Source organism: Grimontia kaedaensis (assembly GCF_023746615.1).
Taxonomy (GTDB): domain Bacteria; phylum Pseudomonadota; class Gammaproteobacteria; order Enterobacterales; family Vibrionaceae; genus Enterovibrio; species Enterovibrio kaedaensis.
The window spans coordinates 826,239-841,360 of the sequence record NZ_CP082276.1; the positions used below are offsets into that span (position 1 = coordinate 826,239).

18 protein-coding genes and 2 pseudogenes are annotated in these 15,122 nt (G+C 45.9%); 12 read left to right on the plus strand and 8 right to left on the minus strand.

What is annotated here, in order from left to right:
- Positions 1-22: 22 nt before the first annotated feature.
- Positions 23-739 carry an ATP/GTP-binding protein gene (locus tag K6Q96_RS20545; protein WP_251882299.1) on the minus strand — a complete coding sequence of 239 codons (717 nt, stop codon included), beginning with the start codon at positions 737-739 and terminating at the stop codon, positions 23-25.
- Positions 736-1,725 (minus strand): AvrD family protein, encoded by a 990-nt coding sequence (locus tag K6Q96_RS20550; RefSeq protein WP_251882300.1) that lies wholly within the window; start codon positions 1,723-1,725, stop codon positions 736-738. The genes K6Q96_RS20545 and K6Q96_RS20550 overlap by 4 nt, the downstream gene beginning before the upstream one ends.
- 183 nt (positions 1,726-1,908) lie before the next feature.
- Between K6Q96_RS20550 and K6Q96_RS20555 the strand changes: the two genes are divergently transcribed.
- From K6Q96_RS20555 to K6Q96_RS25010, 4 genes and pseudogenes are all read left to right on the plus strand, one after another.
- Entirely contained in the window at positions 1,909-2,679 is a 771-nt protein-coding gene (locus K6Q96_RS20555; RefSeq protein ID WP_353621795.1) for an outer membrane lipoprotein-sorting protein, read from the plus strand.
- The gene (locus K6Q96_RS20560; RefSeq protein ID WP_251882302.1) at positions 2,679-3,851 is read left to right on the plus strand and encodes a malate transporter; all 1,173 of its coding nucleotides are present in this window, start codon (positions 2,679-2,681) and stop codon (positions 3,849-3,851) included. Before K6Q96_RS20555 ends, K6Q96_RS20560 begins: the two co-directional genes overlap by 1 nt.
- 47 nt (positions 3,852-3,898) lie before the next feature.
- Positions 3,899-4,954: pseudogene (locus tag K6Q96_RS25005) on the plus strand (cache domain-containing protein); the annotation flags it as partial.
- A 3-nt stretch (positions 4,955-4,957) separates the two neighbouring features.
- Positions 4,958-5,572 (plus strand): annotated as a pseudogene (locus K6Q96_RS25010) (ABC transporter ATP-binding protein); the annotation flags it as partial.
- A 68-nt stretch (positions 5,573-5,640) separates the two neighbouring features.
- On the opposite strand, the gene K6Q96_RS20570 reads toward K6Q96_RS25010, so the two are convergent.
- On the minus strand, positions 5,641-7,035 hold the full coding sequence (locus K6Q96_RS20570; protein WP_251882303.1) for a glycoside hydrolase family 1 protein: 1,395 nt from the start codon (positions 7,033-7,035) through the stop codon (positions 5,641-5,643).
- Positions 7,036-7,380: 345 nt separating this feature from the next.
- On the opposite strand from K6Q96_RS20570, the gene K6Q96_RS24910 reads away from it, so the two are divergent.
- Positions 7,381-7,542, plus strand: a complete 162-nt coding sequence (locus K6Q96_RS24910; protein ID WP_231870108.1) for a GDCCVxC domain-containing (seleno)protein — start codon at positions 7,381-7,383, stop codon at positions 7,540-7,542.
- Here the strand turns inward: K6Q96_RS24910 and K6Q96_RS20575 are convergent, their stop codons facing one another.
- Positions 7,543-7,881 carry a cupin domain-containing protein gene (locus K6Q96_RS20575; RefSeq protein WP_251882304.1) on the minus strand — a complete coding sequence of 113 codons (339 nt, stop codon included), beginning with the start codon at positions 7,879-7,881 and terminating at the stop codon, positions 7,543-7,545. It abuts the gene before it with no gap.
- Positions 7,882-8,115: 234 nt separating this feature from the next.
- Between K6Q96_RS20575 and K6Q96_RS20580 the strand changes: the two genes are divergently transcribed.
- The 3 genes from K6Q96_RS20580 (at position 8,116) to K6Q96_RS20590 (ending at position 9,757) form a co-directional block, all read left to right on the plus strand.
- On the plus strand, positions 8,116-8,337 hold the full coding sequence (locus tag K6Q96_RS20580; protein WP_251882305.1) for a hypothetical protein: 222 nt from the start codon (positions 8,116-8,118) through the stop codon (positions 8,335-8,337).
- A 373-nt stretch (positions 8,338-8,710) separates the two neighbouring features.
- Positions 8,711-9,337 carry a YiaD family glycine zipper/OmpA-like lipoprotein gene (locus tag K6Q96_RS20585; RefSeq protein WP_251882306.1) on the plus strand — a complete coding sequence of 209 codons (627 nt, stop codon included), beginning with the start codon at positions 8,711-8,713 and terminating at the stop codon, positions 9,335-9,337.
- A 213-nt stretch (positions 9,338-9,550) separates the two neighbouring features.
- On the plus strand, positions 9,551-9,757 hold the full coding sequence (locus tag K6Q96_RS20590; RefSeq protein ID WP_062664282.1) for a hypothetical protein: 207 nt from the start codon (positions 9,551-9,553) through the stop codon (positions 9,755-9,757).
- Positions 9,758-9,798: 41 nt separating this feature from the next.
- On the opposite strand, the gene K6Q96_RS20595 is transcribed toward K6Q96_RS20590, so the two are convergent.
- Positions 9,799-10,053, minus strand: coding sequence for a hypothetical protein (locus K6Q96_RS20595; RefSeq protein ID WP_251882307.1), 255 nt, complete (start codon positions 10,051-10,053; stop codon positions 9,799-9,801).
- 306 nt (positions 10,054-10,359) lie between these two features.
- On the opposite strand from K6Q96_RS20595, the gene K6Q96_RS20600 reads away from it, so the two are divergent.
- The 3 genes from K6Q96_RS20600 (at position 10,360) to K6Q96_RS20610 (ending at position 12,312) form a co-directional block, all read left to right on the plus strand.
- Positions 10,360-10,848 carry a hypothetical protein gene (locus tag K6Q96_RS20600; RefSeq protein WP_251882308.1) on the plus strand — a complete coding sequence of 163 codons (489 nt, stop codon included), beginning with the start codon at positions 10,360-10,362 and terminating at the stop codon, positions 10,846-10,848.
- Between the two features lie 176 nt (positions 10,849-11,024).
- Positions 11,025-11,336, plus strand: coding sequence for a hypothetical protein (locus K6Q96_RS20605; RefSeq protein WP_062707830.1), 312 nt, complete (start codon positions 11,025-11,027; stop codon positions 11,334-11,336).
- Between the two features lie 154 nt (positions 11,337-11,490).
- Positions 11,491-12,312: a hypothetical protein gene (locus tag K6Q96_RS20610; RefSeq protein WP_251882309.1), complete on the plus strand. Its 822-nt coding sequence runs from the start codon at positions 11,491-11,493 to the stop codon at positions 12,310-12,312.
- Between the two features lie 40 nt (positions 12,313-12,352).
- Here K6Q96_RS20610 and K6Q96_RS20615 read toward each other — a convergent pair whose 3' ends face one another.
- Positions 12,353-12,748 (minus strand): ACT domain-containing protein, encoded by a 396-nt coding sequence (locus K6Q96_RS20615; RefSeq protein WP_251882310.1) that lies wholly within the window; start codon positions 12,746-12,748, stop codon positions 12,353-12,355.
- 162 nt (positions 12,749-12,910) lie between these two features.
- Between K6Q96_RS20615 and K6Q96_RS20620 the strand changes: the two genes are divergently transcribed.
- A complete protein-coding gene (locus K6Q96_RS20620) occupies positions 12,911-13,129 on the plus strand; it encodes a DUF6500 family protein (protein WP_251882311.1) in 219 nt (72 codons plus the stop codon).
- Positions 13,130-13,255: 126 nt separating this feature from the next.
- Here K6Q96_RS20620 and K6Q96_RS20625 read toward each other — a convergent pair whose 3' ends face one another.
- Both K6Q96_RS20625 and K6Q96_RS20630 read right to left on the minus strand, forming a co-directional pair.
- A complete protein-coding gene (locus K6Q96_RS20625) occupies positions 13,256-14,077 on the minus strand; it encodes a delta-class carbonic anhydrase (RefSeq protein WP_434802187.1) in 822 nt (273 codons plus the stop codon).
- A 328-nt stretch (positions 14,078-14,405) separates the two neighbouring features.
- On the minus strand, positions 14,406-14,777 hold the full coding sequence (locus K6Q96_RS20630) for a DUF3653 domain-containing protein (RefSeq protein ID WP_251882313.1): 372 nt from the start codon (positions 14,775-14,777) through the stop codon (positions 14,406-14,408).
- Between the last annotated feature and the right edge of the window lie 345 nt (positions 14,778-15,122).

Genomic DNA, 15,122 nt, shown 5'->3' on the forward strand with positions numbered 1-15,122 from the left:
CGAGACTTCCTTTGAATTAAGCCTACTGAGTCGCCAACACAGACAGGCGGTGGTTTTCTATTTCTATCGCTTCTGCTTTCACCTTATTCACCGCTTTTTCGATCGCTTCATCTGGGTCGACATACAAAGGCAACTCAAAGTGTTCCGCGATGGTAATCAATCGATGACGCAAATCACCGCCAACCGTGATGTAAGGGATGTTGAGTTCTTTCACAGTAGAGAGCAGAAGATCATTGGAGAGCGTTCTAAAACTTTCAGACACAGGACGGTGGCCATCTTCCACCAAATCAAATTCAATCGGCAGGTGCACAAACTTGCTGTAAGTCTTTTTCGCATGACGCTTTGCAACGTTGCCAAAAGCATCAATGTAACCACGGTGAATTGACGCATACGGTTTGCCTATCAGTCTTTTCATAGCCAAAACCAAGTCGCTGTCATTTGGGTTAATCCCTGTTTCCAAGCGAGCTGCCCCATACACCCATTCATGCAAACAAGAACCATCAGAGAAAAAGCGATCACCACATCGCTCTTCATTCACAACACGCTCACTCAAACGACTAAGCCCCAAGTTCAGCAGCTCCGCAGGATTACACTGCTCTAAGGTTTTACCCGGCACCGCATCTGGTAGAATCTCACGCATGGTGCGCGCTTGAGTTCGTGGAACTTGAGTCGCGATCGCCAGCGCTTCCGTTAATGTCGTTTTTCCGGTTGAGTACGTTCCTGAAATGGCAATTTTCACGCTGGTTCTCCTTGTGGTAATTGATGGCATAGTTTTGCAGTTATATTGAACTCTGGATGGCCGGAAACCGAGCCGTTTACGGTGGCAAGTCGCCATGAAGAGTCTTTCTTTTTCACTAAAGAACTCTTCATGCTGCGAAGTGTGAGTGTGTGTTTACGACGAGGGATGATGGGGTACGGCGTTGTGACCGTAACAGAGCGCATCCACAAGTTGTGAGTCTCATTACGATCTAGCTTATCGAGGCGATACATCAACAACTGCGACAGCTGAGCAAAACAAGTCAGCCAATCCACCATCATCAGTGCATTGGGGTAATGCCCCATCGCGCCCGTTGATGGTTTGCCTGGGCATTGAAACAGCAAGTCACTGGAGACTGCACAAATGGCGTCACAAAAGGTGTTGTTCGCAAGGTGGCAATGACGCAAACGGAAATCGCTGTTGAAGTACTCATCCTCATCCGAAAATGACACGACAGATTGCGAGTGATCCGCTTCCGTCTCATGATCGATGATCACTTCAATTTCCATACTGTCGAGCTTGGTTTTGACACGAGTTAAGGTGCCAAACAAACTGTCTTGTGAACTGCCGGTATCAAGTAACTGGGCAGAAAGGCGCACCGCATCAAGATCCTCTAACGCTTCTGCGCCAGCTTTAATCGACACGTGGCGGATCCACGCTTGAGACGACTGGTGGGCTGACAACTGATAATGGCGTTTGATGATCGCGTAGGAGACACGACCAGCAATCAGAAACGCATCAATCGTACTAAGATGAGGCCGACGAGATTGCGTCTTCTTTTGTGACCAATCTGTTCGATACGCAACACTTACTAATCCTTGTGCAGAATCCGTGTCGTAATTGATGTTGCATTCATATTGAGTGCGCTTGTAGCCTTCACCGAAGTAGCGCTGTTCCGAGGGGCCCAAAATGTCATCAATACTGGTGACTACCTCGTTAATTTCCTTACCTGAAAGATTAAGCTCCATAAAAACAAATAGTCCTTGTGCGAATCACATTGGTTGCGGAGTTTTTATGCTACCTCCTATGTTTCTATTTTTATCCTGTCCGAATACCCGCTGAGACTGTCCACTCGTACAGGTTCACCTCTGTCTGATTTCTTGTAACTTGCACAACAAAACTCGTCCTTCAACAAGGAGTTAACTATGAGGATGTTTTTCGGATTGCTCATGACACTCTCAGCAACGGCCGCCGCTGAGGGTGTCTCCGGGTTCGATGTAGCAAAGGAAATGATCAGTCGAGATACCGGATATGTTTCCTATACATCGGATGTGGAAATGTCGATCGTCGCAGCCAATGGCGACACGGTACGCAGACAATTGACCATCAAAGGTATCGAGCAGGAGAACGATGGCGATAAGATCATCACTTACTTCCAAGCGCCACGAGACATTGCAGGAACCGCCCTACTTACGTTTAGCCACGCCATCGAAGCGGATGATCAATGGCTGTTTTTACCTTCTATCAAAAGGGTTAAACGCATTTCTTCTAACAACCGTTCAGGACCATTTATGGGCAGTGAGTTTGCTTATGAAGACATGAGTTCGTGGGAGTTGGACAAATATCGCTATGAGCTCGTCGAAGAAAAAACACAAGATGGGCAAAGTTACTGGCTGTTGGCTTGCTTCCCTCGCTACGAAAATTCCGGCTACTCGAAACTTGTCGCTTGGATTGATCAAGACATTTATCAACCACGAAAAATCGAATACTACGACCGAAAAGGCACGTTGTTTAAGCAGCTAACCCTCTCCGATTATGAGCAACATAACCAACGCTACTGGCGTCCGAAGTTTGCTCAAATGGACAACTTAAAAAACAAGCGTTCCTCTTCATTGTCATGGAAAAACATGACGCTAGGTGTAGATGTTCCACAAAGCCAGTTTGAACCCAAACAACTCCGTAACGCATACAGGCAAAACTGATGAGTAAAGTGCGCACCTTACTACTCACCAGTTTGTCTCTTTCCTTCTCATCGGCAGGGTTTGCCGATTGGCAGACAGAGGGTTTTGTTGGGTTAACCGCAGACCTCTACAAAGACGAGGCACAAATGGGGCAATGCTGTGACACACTCGCCAATCGAGCTCTTATTGCTCCTCGTCTACTGTGGTGGAACGATTCTGGCTGGGCAGTAACCTTCAGTCCTTATGTGGAATATGAGTTTCAGTCCGAACAAGGGTTCATCAATCTGCGCGAAGCCAATATCACTTATGCGGGAGAAACGATCGAATGGCTGCTTGGCTATGGTGTGGTTTATTGGGGTGTCACGGAAGTCTACCAACCCGTCAACGTAGTAAATCAATATGATGGGCGCATCTCCTTGGGGTATGAAGAGAAAATGGGGCAACCCATGCTTCAAGCGCGTTGGTTACCTGACTGGGGAGATGTGCAAATGCTGTTGTTGCCATTCCACCAACCTCGTAAGTTTAGAGAACCAGATCAACGCCGAACCTTGATTAAGCCTGTCGACGATAATGCGATCTATTCTGATGGAGAGAACACCCTCGATAGCGCGATACGGATTGGTTTTTGGCAGGATGCATTAGACGTTGGCATTAGCGCTTTTTACGGCAATAGCCGAGAACCTTTGCTCGTCGAACGTCCTAATGACTGGCAAGCCTCATACGCACGAATATTCCAGCTCGGTACCGAGTTACAATGGACACAGGATGACCTCTTACTCAAATGGGAAGGGACGTTTAAATCTGGGGAAGGCAGTGACTACTTTACCCTAGTCACAGGGTTTGAATATTCGGTGTACGGTTTTTCCTTTAGCCAAGGTACTCTTGGTTTAATTGCCGAATACGCATGGGACAATAGGGATACATACGCGCCACCTACTATCTACAACAACGATGCTTTTCTTGGTTTGCGTTGGCAAGCGAATGATGTCCAAGATACCGAGTTTTTGCTGTCTGGGTTGTTCGACTTTGATCAGACTTCACCCATCTACAAACTGACTGCCTCTGGGCGCATCAATGAACACTGGAAATGGATAGCAGAAGGTTACTATCTTTCTTCCATGTCCAGTAACGAACCCATTGCTTACCTAGAAAACGACAGTTACTTCTCTATCGGCGCAGAACACTACTTCTAAAAAGCAGATCGATTTCTCGTTGTCGCAGCAGCTCACAACATCATTAAATGCCTTTTGATAACATGGCGTTAAAAACCAGTGAGCCAATCGTGAACCTACTTAACCCCAAAGCTCTGCGCCATTTTTTGTTGGTCTTGCTCGCCATCGGTCTGGTCGGGCTAATGTTGACCCATAAATACGCAACCCAGCATCAACATGATCAGTGGCAAAGCAAGTTACAAACTCAAGCTTCACAGGTCGCCCAAGAAATCGATTATGAATTGGCAAAGTTTGAGCAAATCCCGAACTTACTCAGCCATGATCCAAGATTGCTTGAAGCCGTCAAAGTAGGTAAGCCATCAGAATCGCTCAACTTATTGCTCGCCGATTGGTTAGTACAAAGCCTCGCTGATAACTACCAGCAAGACGACAGCTTTGTGGGCTCGAACTTTGCCTTCCGTCCATACTTTCAACACGCTTTAAATGGGGAGAAAGCTCAGTACGTTGCCCTTGGCGTACGTTCCAATAAACGCGGCTACTTTTTCTCATCCCCGCTTTGGGTTGGAGGCGAAGTCGCAGGCGTGATTACGGTTAAAGTAAACTTGGAGCAACTCGAAAAAGGGTTAACCCAAGAAAATGGTGGGTTACTGGTTACCGGTGTGCACGATGTCGTCTTCATGAGCAACTTGCCCGATTGGCGCTACCGAGCCCTATTCCCATTGTCTGAACAGGGAAAACGAGAGCTTAACTAGACTCAACAATACGGTGATACCTTGCCTCAATATCGTGGCGAGTTGACTGGGCAAAGCGACGCGACGCAGTTTAAAAACCATCAACTATTGGTTTCACCCAACTACCTCGCTTACGCAACAAACTTATTAGACAAAGGTTTTCGTGTTGTCGCTCTGATTAGCCAACAAGAAGTGTTTGCTGCGGTATTGCAAGCGGATGTGATTTACCTTTTGCTGTATTCGCTCGTTGGCCTAATAGCCTTAGCGTGGTTTCAAATGCTGGTCAATAAAGCACGATTAGCAAATATGAATACAAACTTGGAAGAAAAGGTCACGGAACGCACCATAGTACTGAGCCAAGCCAACCACCAGCTGCAACAAACCGTGCACCAATAATCAGGTGGCGGTAAATCGACGTTAATTCAGCTGCTGCTGGGGCTTTATCGCAAGTCTGACGGTGAAATCCTGATTGATGGCAAACCTGTCGAAGAGATTGGGTACGAAACCCTGCGACAGCATACGGCCGTGGTCTTGCAACAACCGATGATCTTCAACGATACATTGCGTGAAAACCTGACATTAGGGCGAACCGACTTCTCTGACGATCAGCTGTGGCAATCTCTGGAAATTGCTCAGCTAAGTGATGTTGTCGATAAGCTGGATAACGGATTGGAATCCCAGTTGGGTCGACAAGGCCTCAAGCTTTCTGGAGGACAGCGTCAGCGCTTAGCCATTGCCCGTATGATCCTGACCAATCCTAAGCTGGTGATTTTGGACGAAGCGACCTCAGCACTGGATACTGCAACAGAAGCAGCATTGCATGAGGCGCTGAATAACTTGCTTCAAGGCCGAACCACACTGATCGTGGCGCACCGTTTGTCTGCGGTGAAACAAGCTGACCTGATTTATGTACTGGAAGATGGCAAGGTTGCGCAAAGCGGTAACCACAGCGAACTGGTGCAGGAAGAGGGGGTTTATCAAACCCTATACGGTAATCTTCAAGTCGGTTGATTACAAACAACGCCTTAAACGAAAGCCCTGCATCAGCAGGGCTTTTTAGCTTTATGGCGCGGTACGGATTATTTCACTGTCAGCGAAGCGCCTTGGGTTTTAATCACGTCTTGATACCAGAAAAAGCTTTTCTTACGTTTTCGTTCTAGAGAGCCACTGAAGTCGTCTTGTCGGTCAACATAAATAAAACCATAACGTTTACGCATTTCCGCGGTGGAATTGGCGACAAGGTCAATCGGTCCCCACGTTGTGAATCCCATTAATTCCACACCGTCTAACATAGCTTCACGTGCCTGAACTAAATGGTCATTAAGGTAAGCAATGCGGTAGTCATCCTGAATCTCACCGTTTTCATCCAGTTCGTCGATTGCGCCCAGTCCATTTTCCACAATGAATAGAGGCTTCTGGTAACGGTCATAGAGGAAATTCAGCAGAATACGCAGGCCTTTCGGGTCGATGAGCCACCCCCATTGGCTCTTCTTCAAATAAGGGTTTGGCACGCTGGCGACGATATTTCCGACTTCTTTTTGTTTAGGATCAGCACTCGCACAGCCGCTGGCGTAATAACTGAACGAGATAAAATCGACTGAAGCACTGGCTATTGCATCCAGATCTCCGTTTTCCATCGCGATTTCGATACCATTTTCTTTGAAGTAACGAATCATGTAGCCGGGGTATTTTCCTCGCGTCTGGACATCACCAAAGAACAGCCATTTGTTGTTCTCATGCATAGCAGCGATGACGTCGTCTGGGTTGCAAGTAAATGGATAATTGATTGCCCCCAGCAGCATATTACCGATCCTGGCGTCTGGAATAATTTGATGGCAGAGCTTCACCGCTTTCGCATTGGCGACCAGCTGATGGTGAATTGCCTGATAGATTTCCTGCTCGCTGGCATCTTCCTGAAGCCCAACGCCGGTAAAAAGCGCATGTAGCGACATATTGATTTCATTGAATGTCAGCCAGAGCTTAACTTTGTCTTTATACCGTTCGAAAACGGTGCTGACATACTGCTCAAAGAAGCCGATCAGTTGTCGGTCTGCCCAGCCTCCATAGTTTTCTACTAGTGAGTAGGGCATTTCGTAATGGGACAGGGTTACAAATGGTTGGATATTGTGTGTGGCCAATTCATCGAAAATACGGTCGTAATAAGCGAGGCCTGCTTCATTTGGCGATTCCTCATCACCGTTGGGGAAGATACGGCTCCAAGCGATGGAAAGGCGCAGGCAGTTGAAACCCATTTCATTGAAAAGGGCAATGTCCTCTGGGTATCTGTTATAGAAATCTATGGCCATATCTTTAATGCCTGGCGTTCGTTCTTCACGGGTTTGATGCGGACTTAGAATACCTGAAGGGAGCATGTCTGAGGTTGAAAGCCCCTTACCATCGTGATTGTAAGAGCCTTCTACCTGGTTAGCGGCAATCGCACCGCCCCAGAGAAAATTGTTTGGAAATAGCTTCATGTGAACCTCTGAATTCACGTTTTCAGTATGCTGACAGCAGGTAACAGTATTGATAACTATCAATGGAAGAAAAAGAGAGTTTTCGCATGAAAAGCGCTTCCTCATTTGCTTGAGGCTGCCTCAGAAATTAGGTGTTTTGCGCCCAAGAGGACAAAAAGGGGAAGACAACACGAGTAGGAATGACAACATTTCCCATGGCAAATACAGAGATGTGGTGGCAAGAGTGCCAAGAGTGTTCCACCCTTATTAATAGATTTCTTTATAGAGGGGTTACTGTCGCTAATGAAAGTGCTGCTGAAATCCAACATAACCTGCCCGAAATGCGGTCACATAAAGTCAGAACTCATGCCAATAGATAAGCCCTTGCAACACTATGAATGCGAAGGATGTGGCGAGATAATGATCGTGCAGGAAGGCATGTGCTGTGTGTTCTGTGCCTATGGTGATGCTCCTTGCCCTCAAGCGCAGGTGAAAGGTGTTGGGCGATGCACCGACAAGCTCCATTGATTATTCGATCTCTCCAGAAGGGTAGAACACCGCCAGCCAAACAGTTTCTCGCTCCGGATCAGTCCAGCTGACTTTATGCCTGGTATGGGCTGGGATATTAAGATGGTCACCCGCCTCCAAAGATACAGATTCACCGTTTTCAAACGTTAGCTCTGCGTTGCCTTGCAATACAACTACCCATTCGCTTTCTTCCTGATCATACCAACCTGTTTCAGGTGACGTTTGGCCTCGCGACACTATTCTCTCAATTCTGACAAACGGGTGTTTGATTAAATCTTCAAATACTTCATGATTTCTGGCGTTTGGCAGGGTTTTTAAGAGGTTTCCTTGTTTGAACATCTTTTCTGACTCCCTCTGAAGCAACCTGTTGAACATAAAGAATAAACGTAATTCTTTATTGGATAAGAAGGTGCCTAAAAATCCTTACGTAATGCTGTTTTCCATGTCGAAAATCATCCGGAAAAAGTCTATTTCCGACAAATTGCTCTTTGTCTCAATATTGCATCACGAATTGGGAGTTATATGAAATTACACTCACCGCGACGGAGCAAGGTTTTTGGCAAGGAGATAACGATGAGTGTACACACTTGGTATTGCGCTAACTGCAAAAAAGAAACTGGACATGAAGTACGTGAGCAAGCTCACCATGATCCAGCTATTCGCGCGCTAACTGCCCCTCCAAAGGGTGATAACTATAAAGATGACACTGAGTGCACTTGCACAGTTTGTGGAACGGTAGAGTGGGTTGATCCCGTCGATATCTTCCAGTTGGCTGTGCATGACTTTGGTGATTAAATCGTCGCTGGTGGAGGAGCAGGACATATACTGCTCCTTTTTAACCAAAACTTAATGCACTATAACTTTATATTTGCTGTTTTAAAATCAAATAAGTTATTGTGTTTAAAAATTTTTAGCTCCTCTGCATTCCATCATTGCTTATCTAACTAACAGATTTCTTCAAATCTTAGGGAATGATATTTGTCATTCGCGGTCATAATGCTTATCAATATAAAACAGTGTTCAATTGATGGGTTAACTTTACAAATCGCTGACAATCAGCGTTTTACAGAAGCCTAAGATTGGTCGCCTTATCAATACGCATAACTTTGGCGTAATGCGTCAGGACAATACCCTCGAAGTGTGAGGGAAAGAAAGAAGGAGAAAATTTATGCGTAAGTCTATTCCCGTTATGACGTTATTTGCAGCCTCACTGGTACTTGGAGGATGCGCTACAAACACAGGCACTGGCGCTGCCATTGGTGCCGCTACTGGCGCTGCACTGGGTAAAGCCACTGGCAATCACAAAGACAAACGTATTTTTATTGGTGCAGCCATTGGTGCTTTGGCGGGCGCTGCTGTGGGCCAATATATGGATCAGCAAGAGGCTGCATTACGTGAAGAGTTGGCAGGCTCGGGTATTGAAGTTGTGCGCGAAGGTGACAACATCCGTCTGGTCATGCCTTCCAATATTACATTCAGCTCAAACCAAAGTGGTATCTCACCAGGTTTTTATCAATCTCTTGACGCTGTAGCGCGGGTAATGAACGAATATGAAAAAACCTTCCTGAGCATAGAAGGGCACACGGACAGCACAGGTGATGCTGCATATAATATGACCTTGTCTGAAAAACGCGCTGAGAGTGTGAAAGGGTATCTGCTTCGCTCGGCGGTCAATGCACAACGTTTGTATGTGACTGGCTATGGTGAAACGCAACCTATCGCCTCTAATGAAACCTCATCAGGCCGCGCCGAGAACCGTCGCGTAGAGGTTCAAATCGTACCTAATCAAGCGTGATCCCTTTTCAAGGAGAAGCTGCCCAGCTTCTCCTTCACGCCATTTTCGGTAGAAAGTATGTGTTTTTCATGAATTCTCTTAGGAACTTGATCGTTTCTGTGATTTCTTTCTTATCGGCCTAGTTAGGTTAAGTGAGTCGTAATAATATGTAACGCTAAATGCCATTTTGCTGTGGCGATCATTATAAGATTCAGAAAGGAATAAGAGGTCGAAATGCCATTAGTTGCTTGCCCGGTTTGTGAAAAGCAGGTTTCCAAACGCGCGCTGTCTTGTCCTGGATGCGGAGAGCCGGATCCAGCCCGTTATCACTCGCGTAATACCTGGTTGTCACGTCTGTTTTGGTTACTGGTTTGGATAGGTATCGGTGCGGCAGTTTGGTACAAAGTGGTACCGCTGGTCATGGATGTTTTCAAACAGTAATTGATTCGAAAGAGGATGGCGAACCCACCCTCTTTTTGATTCTAGTGCTGGTCTTCGCCTTGAGAGGGAGACCAATCCGACAAGCTCAAATGAGTCAGCAAAACGCCCGGTGAACTTTCTCCAACAGCAATAGAGTAGAAGAGTACAGCGATCTCTTCATCGCCTCCGAAACAACAAAGAATCGAGTTGATGATCTCTTCTGTTTCGGTACCTTCTTCGACTTGTCTCCTTATCCAGTCATACTCTACAGAGCATTCATTAATAATGGTTTTTCTGCCCAGCGCAAATGTCGTCATGATGCCTCCTGACACCTTTATTCTTATAACTGTGACAATTACGTTCTAAAGACCATTAAACCTCATAGAAGCTATTGTTATTTGAATCTACATCTCAAAAATAATCAATCAGTAGCATATTGATGTGGATGCTTCTTCAACATGCATGTTGAAGATCACATCAATTTGAGAACGATTATTTATACTCGAAGAGCTTATTAATTTAAAAAGTGGAGCTTAAAGCGCAAAAAATTTTGATAGACCTAACCAAAACGAACGGAAGAGTGGTAGGTTAGCGTCGTTGATAGACCCAAGACTTGAAAGCTTATGAAATGGATTCTAACGAACTGGATTCGCAAGAAGAAGTTTGAGAAGTTCTTCACCCGTGTAGAGGAAGACTTCTTTAATAAGAAGAAATACACACCATACCTCGAAGAGAGGATCCTCGAATCCCTCAAAGAGGCTGGCGAGACCAAACCAAAACGTGCATCGCGTATTGTACTTGCTTGTATTCGACAAGCACTACTGGACAAGTACCTTACTGAAAACCGATACATCCGTTTCCTTGAAGACAACAAAAAAGAGTTTTTCATGGAACAGGTGTCAGGTAGTGATGTCGACGTTGATTACGAGCATATTATTCGTAATTTCATTCACAACAAACACGGTGAATGCTCAGACTATATCCTTTCCCATGTACCCAAGTATTTCCAGAAGTTCGCCAAAGAGCTGGAAGTCGACATGGATTACCCAATGAACAAACTGGGTGAGAAAGAGATGTTAGATGACATCATCATGCTGCTGAATCACAAATAAAAAGTTTCATACCAAGGCGGGTGACTATCCGCCTTTCTCTCCAGTCTTCACTACAAGCCTATGTAAGCAGATACTGATTTTTTAGACCGTTACCGTTAACAGTCCAATCAAAGCTGCTTGCCGTTCTCCATAAACAGAGTAGAATTATACTGTATATATAAACAGTAGTTGTTGTTATGCCTGCAATCCGATACCGACACAATTATAAAGCCGTTGTCATGAGCGGCACCGACGAGCACCGAAAGGGGCAAATGATCCCCGCTTATTTAAAAGACGGTAGCTTGATTTACTATCCATTTGGCGGCTTCGTCAGGCGCGAAGTATTGACCTATGAACAGTATGTCAAACTGACGTTCATTGACGCGTTTTCACATTCTGATGATGGCGTGACGTGGGAAGATATCAGCAGTCATAAAGTCTTGGGCGTGTTTATGCGAGGAGAGTACTTTGTGGTGCTCTCTGGTGGAAAGCCCATTATGGTTCAGTAAATTAATACCTTTCTTGTTAGCTATATATTTGCTTATTAACACTTTTTGGCGATAGCCAAAAATAGTGAAGTGGTTCCAGAGCCTCGTTATCGCGGTCGACTATTCCCCGAATGTTCCCATAATGAGGAGCACAATTAGGTCAAGGGTAGTCGGCATGTCGAACAGTAAACAGCAAAACTTCACTTCCACGCTAAACCAAGGCTGGCAACAACACGAATCAGAACCAGTTAGTGTTTTTGATTCGATGGCCTCTATGTTAGATTGCCTGGATCCAGAACAAACCGAATCTGCGATGACCTTATTGCTCCATACAGCAATAGGGCACCTGAACGCTCCTGACAAGCTATTACACCTACTGTCATCATTGCCACCTAACCAAGCAAGCCTTCCTTCCAGCCTTCGTGCGCAAGTCGTGGCTGATTACTTTCATACCAACAACCTCTCCGACATGAGCCACTTAACAACTGATGAACAGCGCCGAGTGTTGGCTCAGATTGCCAATGAATACACCGCATTACAAAACACAGCGCAAGCTTCACAATGGTTAACGATGGCCGCGGAAGGTGTTAACGAAAGCTCAGTATCAAAACCTCTAGCGCGGGCTCTTGCTATCACTGGTAATAACCTAGCCTGTCAGTTTGAGGAATTGAAAGAACGGACCTTAGAACAAGACCAACAAATGATCAAAGCAGCACAACTGGCTTTACAGTATTGGCGAGTTGCAGGTGGCTGGATGCAAGAAGAGCGCGCTGAATATCGATTAGCTATGAGTTTAATAAAAGCAGGTCAATATCAAGACGCCCGAACACACGCAGAGCGTTGTGAAGCAATATGCATTGAAAATGAAGCAGATGATTTTGAGAGATACTTCGCCAGTGACCTGTTGATGTTAGTGCACTTCCACTTGGCACAAAGCTTCAAACAGAATGTGAGTGAAGAACTTCGGCGTTATTGTGAAACAAGCCCGCTAAGCTGACGCAAGACGCTTATCTTAATCATTCCTGCTTGGTGCCTATTCAGCCTGAAAACTCCTGCAGTGCTTTCAGCGCTGCTTCTGCTTTTTCCGCCTGCACAAAGATATGATCGTGATAGTAGGCGGCGAGTACATTGGCGCTTATGCCTTTTTCCGCCAATTTAGTTGATACCGCAGCCGTTAAACCTACAGCATCGAGGCTGGAATGGACTGTCAGGGTAATTTGACGATAGACGCTTTCGAACGCAATGTTTGCAGATTCAGCCGCTGATTTCTCCAGCAGCAAGGTTAACCCTTCGGCTTCCCGGAAAGTGGCCAACGGCTCAAGCTCAACGTAATCCGACAGCACACCTGATACGGTACAAAACACAAACTCCCCGTCAATCAGAGCTGGTTCCATCGATGACAAAAGAGCCTCTAATTCAACAATTCCCGCCATATTTATCTCCCTGTTAGAAGCGTAACCACCCGTCACTCAATGTATCGCTTCTGTTTAGTCAAAAGAAGTGTAGGGTGGTTCAAACTCTCACACGTACCACTTTTATCGAAAGCTGTATTTATATACAGTATCGCTTATTAGCGATCCATATTCAGGGAAAACATGAGAGATTCACTGCGCGAAAAAGTTATCGAGGTCTGCAAAAAGAAAATCCTGACCAAAGGGGATAACGTAAATGTCTCCTTCTATGCCTTCTTTGCGAACAAGAATGACGACCCCGAACTACTCATGGAAGCCGCCACTTGGTGGATCAAAACCCATGAACTCGATCATTTCGTCAAAGCGCGGGATGTTATCACTCTGGTCGAGAACGACAGATAATCAGTGTGCTGCGAATAGAAAAATGGCGCAACAGCGCCATTTCTTTTGGCCGCAAGCGGCCTGGTCTAGGTGATAACTAAAAAGAGAATAGGGCGCATAACTGCTTACGCGCCCAGCGTCAGAATCTTAGTTCACGATTTCAGACAGCAGATCTTTGTTCACCACAAGGTTACGCACGCCATGTGCGTGGTCTTCATCGAAGACATTGCCTTCACACCATTCACCAACGGATTTGATATTCACTTTCGCCACTTTCGGACGAACGCTCCAAGTCACCTGGAATGGCGATCCTTTCTCGTTGTAGCCGGGGCCCGTGGTTGAACCCATGTATTGAATTGGCTTACCCGTGTTAGCAGGAATTGCGACCGCTTGATGCACGCCATCCTGAACTTCATGCTCTGTCAGCTCTTCAAAGTCGTAAGCATTTTTGTCGTTCACCAGCACGTAAACCTGCGTTTCTACACGAAGCTGCGGGTTTTTGTTGGCATCACTCAAACACGCACCAAGCGTCGGGCCCGGTTCAACCTGCGCTGTTGAGTGAACATAGTGAACTTCAATGGTATCACCCGGTTTCAGATCGCCATGCTTGCTCGGGCAAACCTTGTTTTTCACTGGTGCGAGTTCAGCGTCTGACAGCTTGCCAGCGTAACGATATCCGGTCTGGTAGCCTTCACCGTCGCCATTTCCAGCATAAAGCGTAAATTCACCGCCTTTATGCTCGGCATTTTTGTGGAAGTGGATGTTGCACAGGTTCATTTCTGTGTAAGACGGAGCAGTGCTGAACAACGTGGTGTTATTGCCTGCTTTAGAATCAATATCACGTGGCGATTGAGGACCAAATCCTTCATCTTCTGTGTTTTCAGCCAGTTCTTGACGTTGCTCAGAAATAACAGCGTCTGATACCGGCGGGTTTGCGTCTTTTGCCAACACACCGAACGACGTTGTCATAGCCAATGTAATGATGCAAAGGTTGCTTGCTTTCATTGGTTTATCCCTTATTGATTTAAAATAGTTAGATAGACGCTCTCCCGGAATTCATTGTGAAAAAACAACCTGATAGTTTCACATGTCCTGAAGGCAGTTTTCCGTTTATTGAGAACGCATGACGAGAGTATCTAAAGTCGGCTGAGATGTTCATAGACGAAGCGGGTCAGTCTCAGATCTTTACGAGGAATTCTCTGAACTGAAGCAATTGGATGTATCGAACTGCCATGCATCTGGGGGAGATGTCATGTTTAGTCTTTGTCGCTATCGTCCGCATTCACGGTTGTTGCGCTCAAAGTCGATATGCGTTGGATGAGGGAAAACTGTCTGACCATGAGCAACGCCTGCGCAAACGGGCTTTCAGGGCGTAATACTGGTCACGCCAGAGCGGAAACGCTTCCAGCTCTCTGGGGGCAAATTCTCGGCCTTCGGGGGTAATGATGACGCTACGCTGTTCGTTAACCTTAAAACCTTGCCAGTTGAGGTCGTTGGGCAAATAGCCACGGGCTCTTATAATAAGTAGTTTCTCGGCCATGGCATTGGGCGGAATGGTGCCGTCCAGCCAGCGTTTAACGGTGATGGGTTTAACGTGAAAATACGCTGCGCCTTCGTCTAACGAGTTGAAGTTTTGCCAATAAAAGTGTCGAAACGAGTGAATCAGCATTCGTGTAGCTTCCTTGTTGAGGGTGGTGAGTATGAGTTAGGGTTGCAGGCAGCTCGAGGCTGAACGGGAAAGCACACCCAAAGCGGCAGCAGAAAGCCTAAATTCATCCTATTTACATCTCACCTTTAAGTGCGCATTATCTATCTTATGTTAAATATGATATGCAGCTACGCCAAATCTGACTATACTACGTCTGTCATTACCCACTTTCTTCAAAGATTTCAGTCTATTAAACGTAATTATCTATTTACCATAAAGTAGATAATTACCAGCTCTCTAAGACCCTCATAATGGATCATTCTGTTCCAACTGAGCTCTTCGCGCCTCTGCAATTATCTTTAAGAA

Excerpts from the sequence above, each read along its gene's own strand:
- K6Q96_RS20550 (WP_251882300.1), bottom strand. The coding sequence starts at position 1,725 with ATGGAGCTTAATCTTTCAGGTAAGGAAATTAACGAGGTAGTCACCAGT.
- K6Q96_RS20555 (WP_353621795.1), top strand. The coding sequence starts at position 1,909 with ATGTTTTTCGGATTGCTCATGACACTCTCAGCAACGGCCGCCGCTGAG.
- K6Q96_RS20560 (WP_251882302.1), top strand. The coding sequence starts at position 2,679 with ATGAGTAAAGTGCGCACCTTACTACTCACCAGTTTGTCTCTTTCCTTC.
- K6Q96_RS20570 (WP_251882303.1), bottom strand. The coding sequence starts at position 7,035 with ATGAAGCTATTTCCAAACAATTTTCTCTGGGGCGGTGCGATTGCCGCT.
- K6Q96_RS24910 (WP_231870108.1), top strand. The coding sequence starts at position 7,381 with ATGCCAATAGATAAGCCCTTGCAACACTATGAATGCGAAGGATGTGGC.
- K6Q96_RS20575 (WP_251882304.1), bottom strand. The coding sequence starts at position 7,881 with ATGTTCAAACAAGGAAACCTCTTAAAAACCCTGCCAAACGCCAGAAAT.
- K6Q96_RS20580 (WP_251882305.1), top strand. The coding sequence starts at position 8,116 with ATGAGTGTACACACTTGGTATTGCGCTAACTGCAAAAAAGAAACTGGA.
- K6Q96_RS20585 (WP_251882306.1), top strand. The coding sequence starts at position 8,711 with ATGCGTAAGTCTATTCCCGTTATGACGTTATTTGCAGCCTCACTGGTA.
- K6Q96_RS20590 (WP_062664282.1), top strand. The coding sequence starts at position 9,551 with ATGCCATTAGTTGCTTGCCCGGTTTGTGAAAAGCAGGTTTCCAAACGC.
- K6Q96_RS20595 (WP_251882307.1), bottom strand. The coding sequence starts at position 10,053 with ATGACGACATTTGCGCTGGGCAGAAAAACCATTATTAATGAATGCTCT.
- K6Q96_RS20600 (WP_251882308.1), top strand. The coding sequence starts at position 10,360 with ATGAAATGGATTCTAACGAACTGGATTCGCAAGAAGAAGTTTGAGAAG.
- K6Q96_RS20605 (WP_062707830.1), top strand. The coding sequence starts at position 11,025 with ATGCCTGCAATCCGATACCGACACAATTATAAAGCCGTTGTCATGAGC.
- K6Q96_RS20610 (WP_251882309.1), top strand. The coding sequence starts at position 11,491 with ATGTCGAACAGTAAACAGCAAAACTTCACTTCCACGCTAAACCAAGGC.
- K6Q96_RS20615 (WP_251882310.1), bottom strand. The coding sequence starts at position 12,748 with ATGGCGGGAATTGTTGAATTAGAGGCTCTTTTGTCATCGATGGAACCA.
- K6Q96_RS20620 (WP_251882311.1), top strand. The coding sequence starts at position 12,911 with ATGAGAGATTCACTGCGCGAAAAAGTTATCGAGGTCTGCAAAAAGAAA.
- K6Q96_RS20625 (WP_434802187.1), bottom strand. The coding sequence starts at position 14,077 with ATGACAACGTCGTTCGGTGTGTTGGCAAAAGACGCAAACCCGCCGGTA.
- K6Q96_RS20630 (WP_251882313.1), bottom strand. The coding sequence starts at position 14,777 with ATGCTGATTCACTCGTTTCGACACTTTTATTGGCAAAACTTCAACTCG.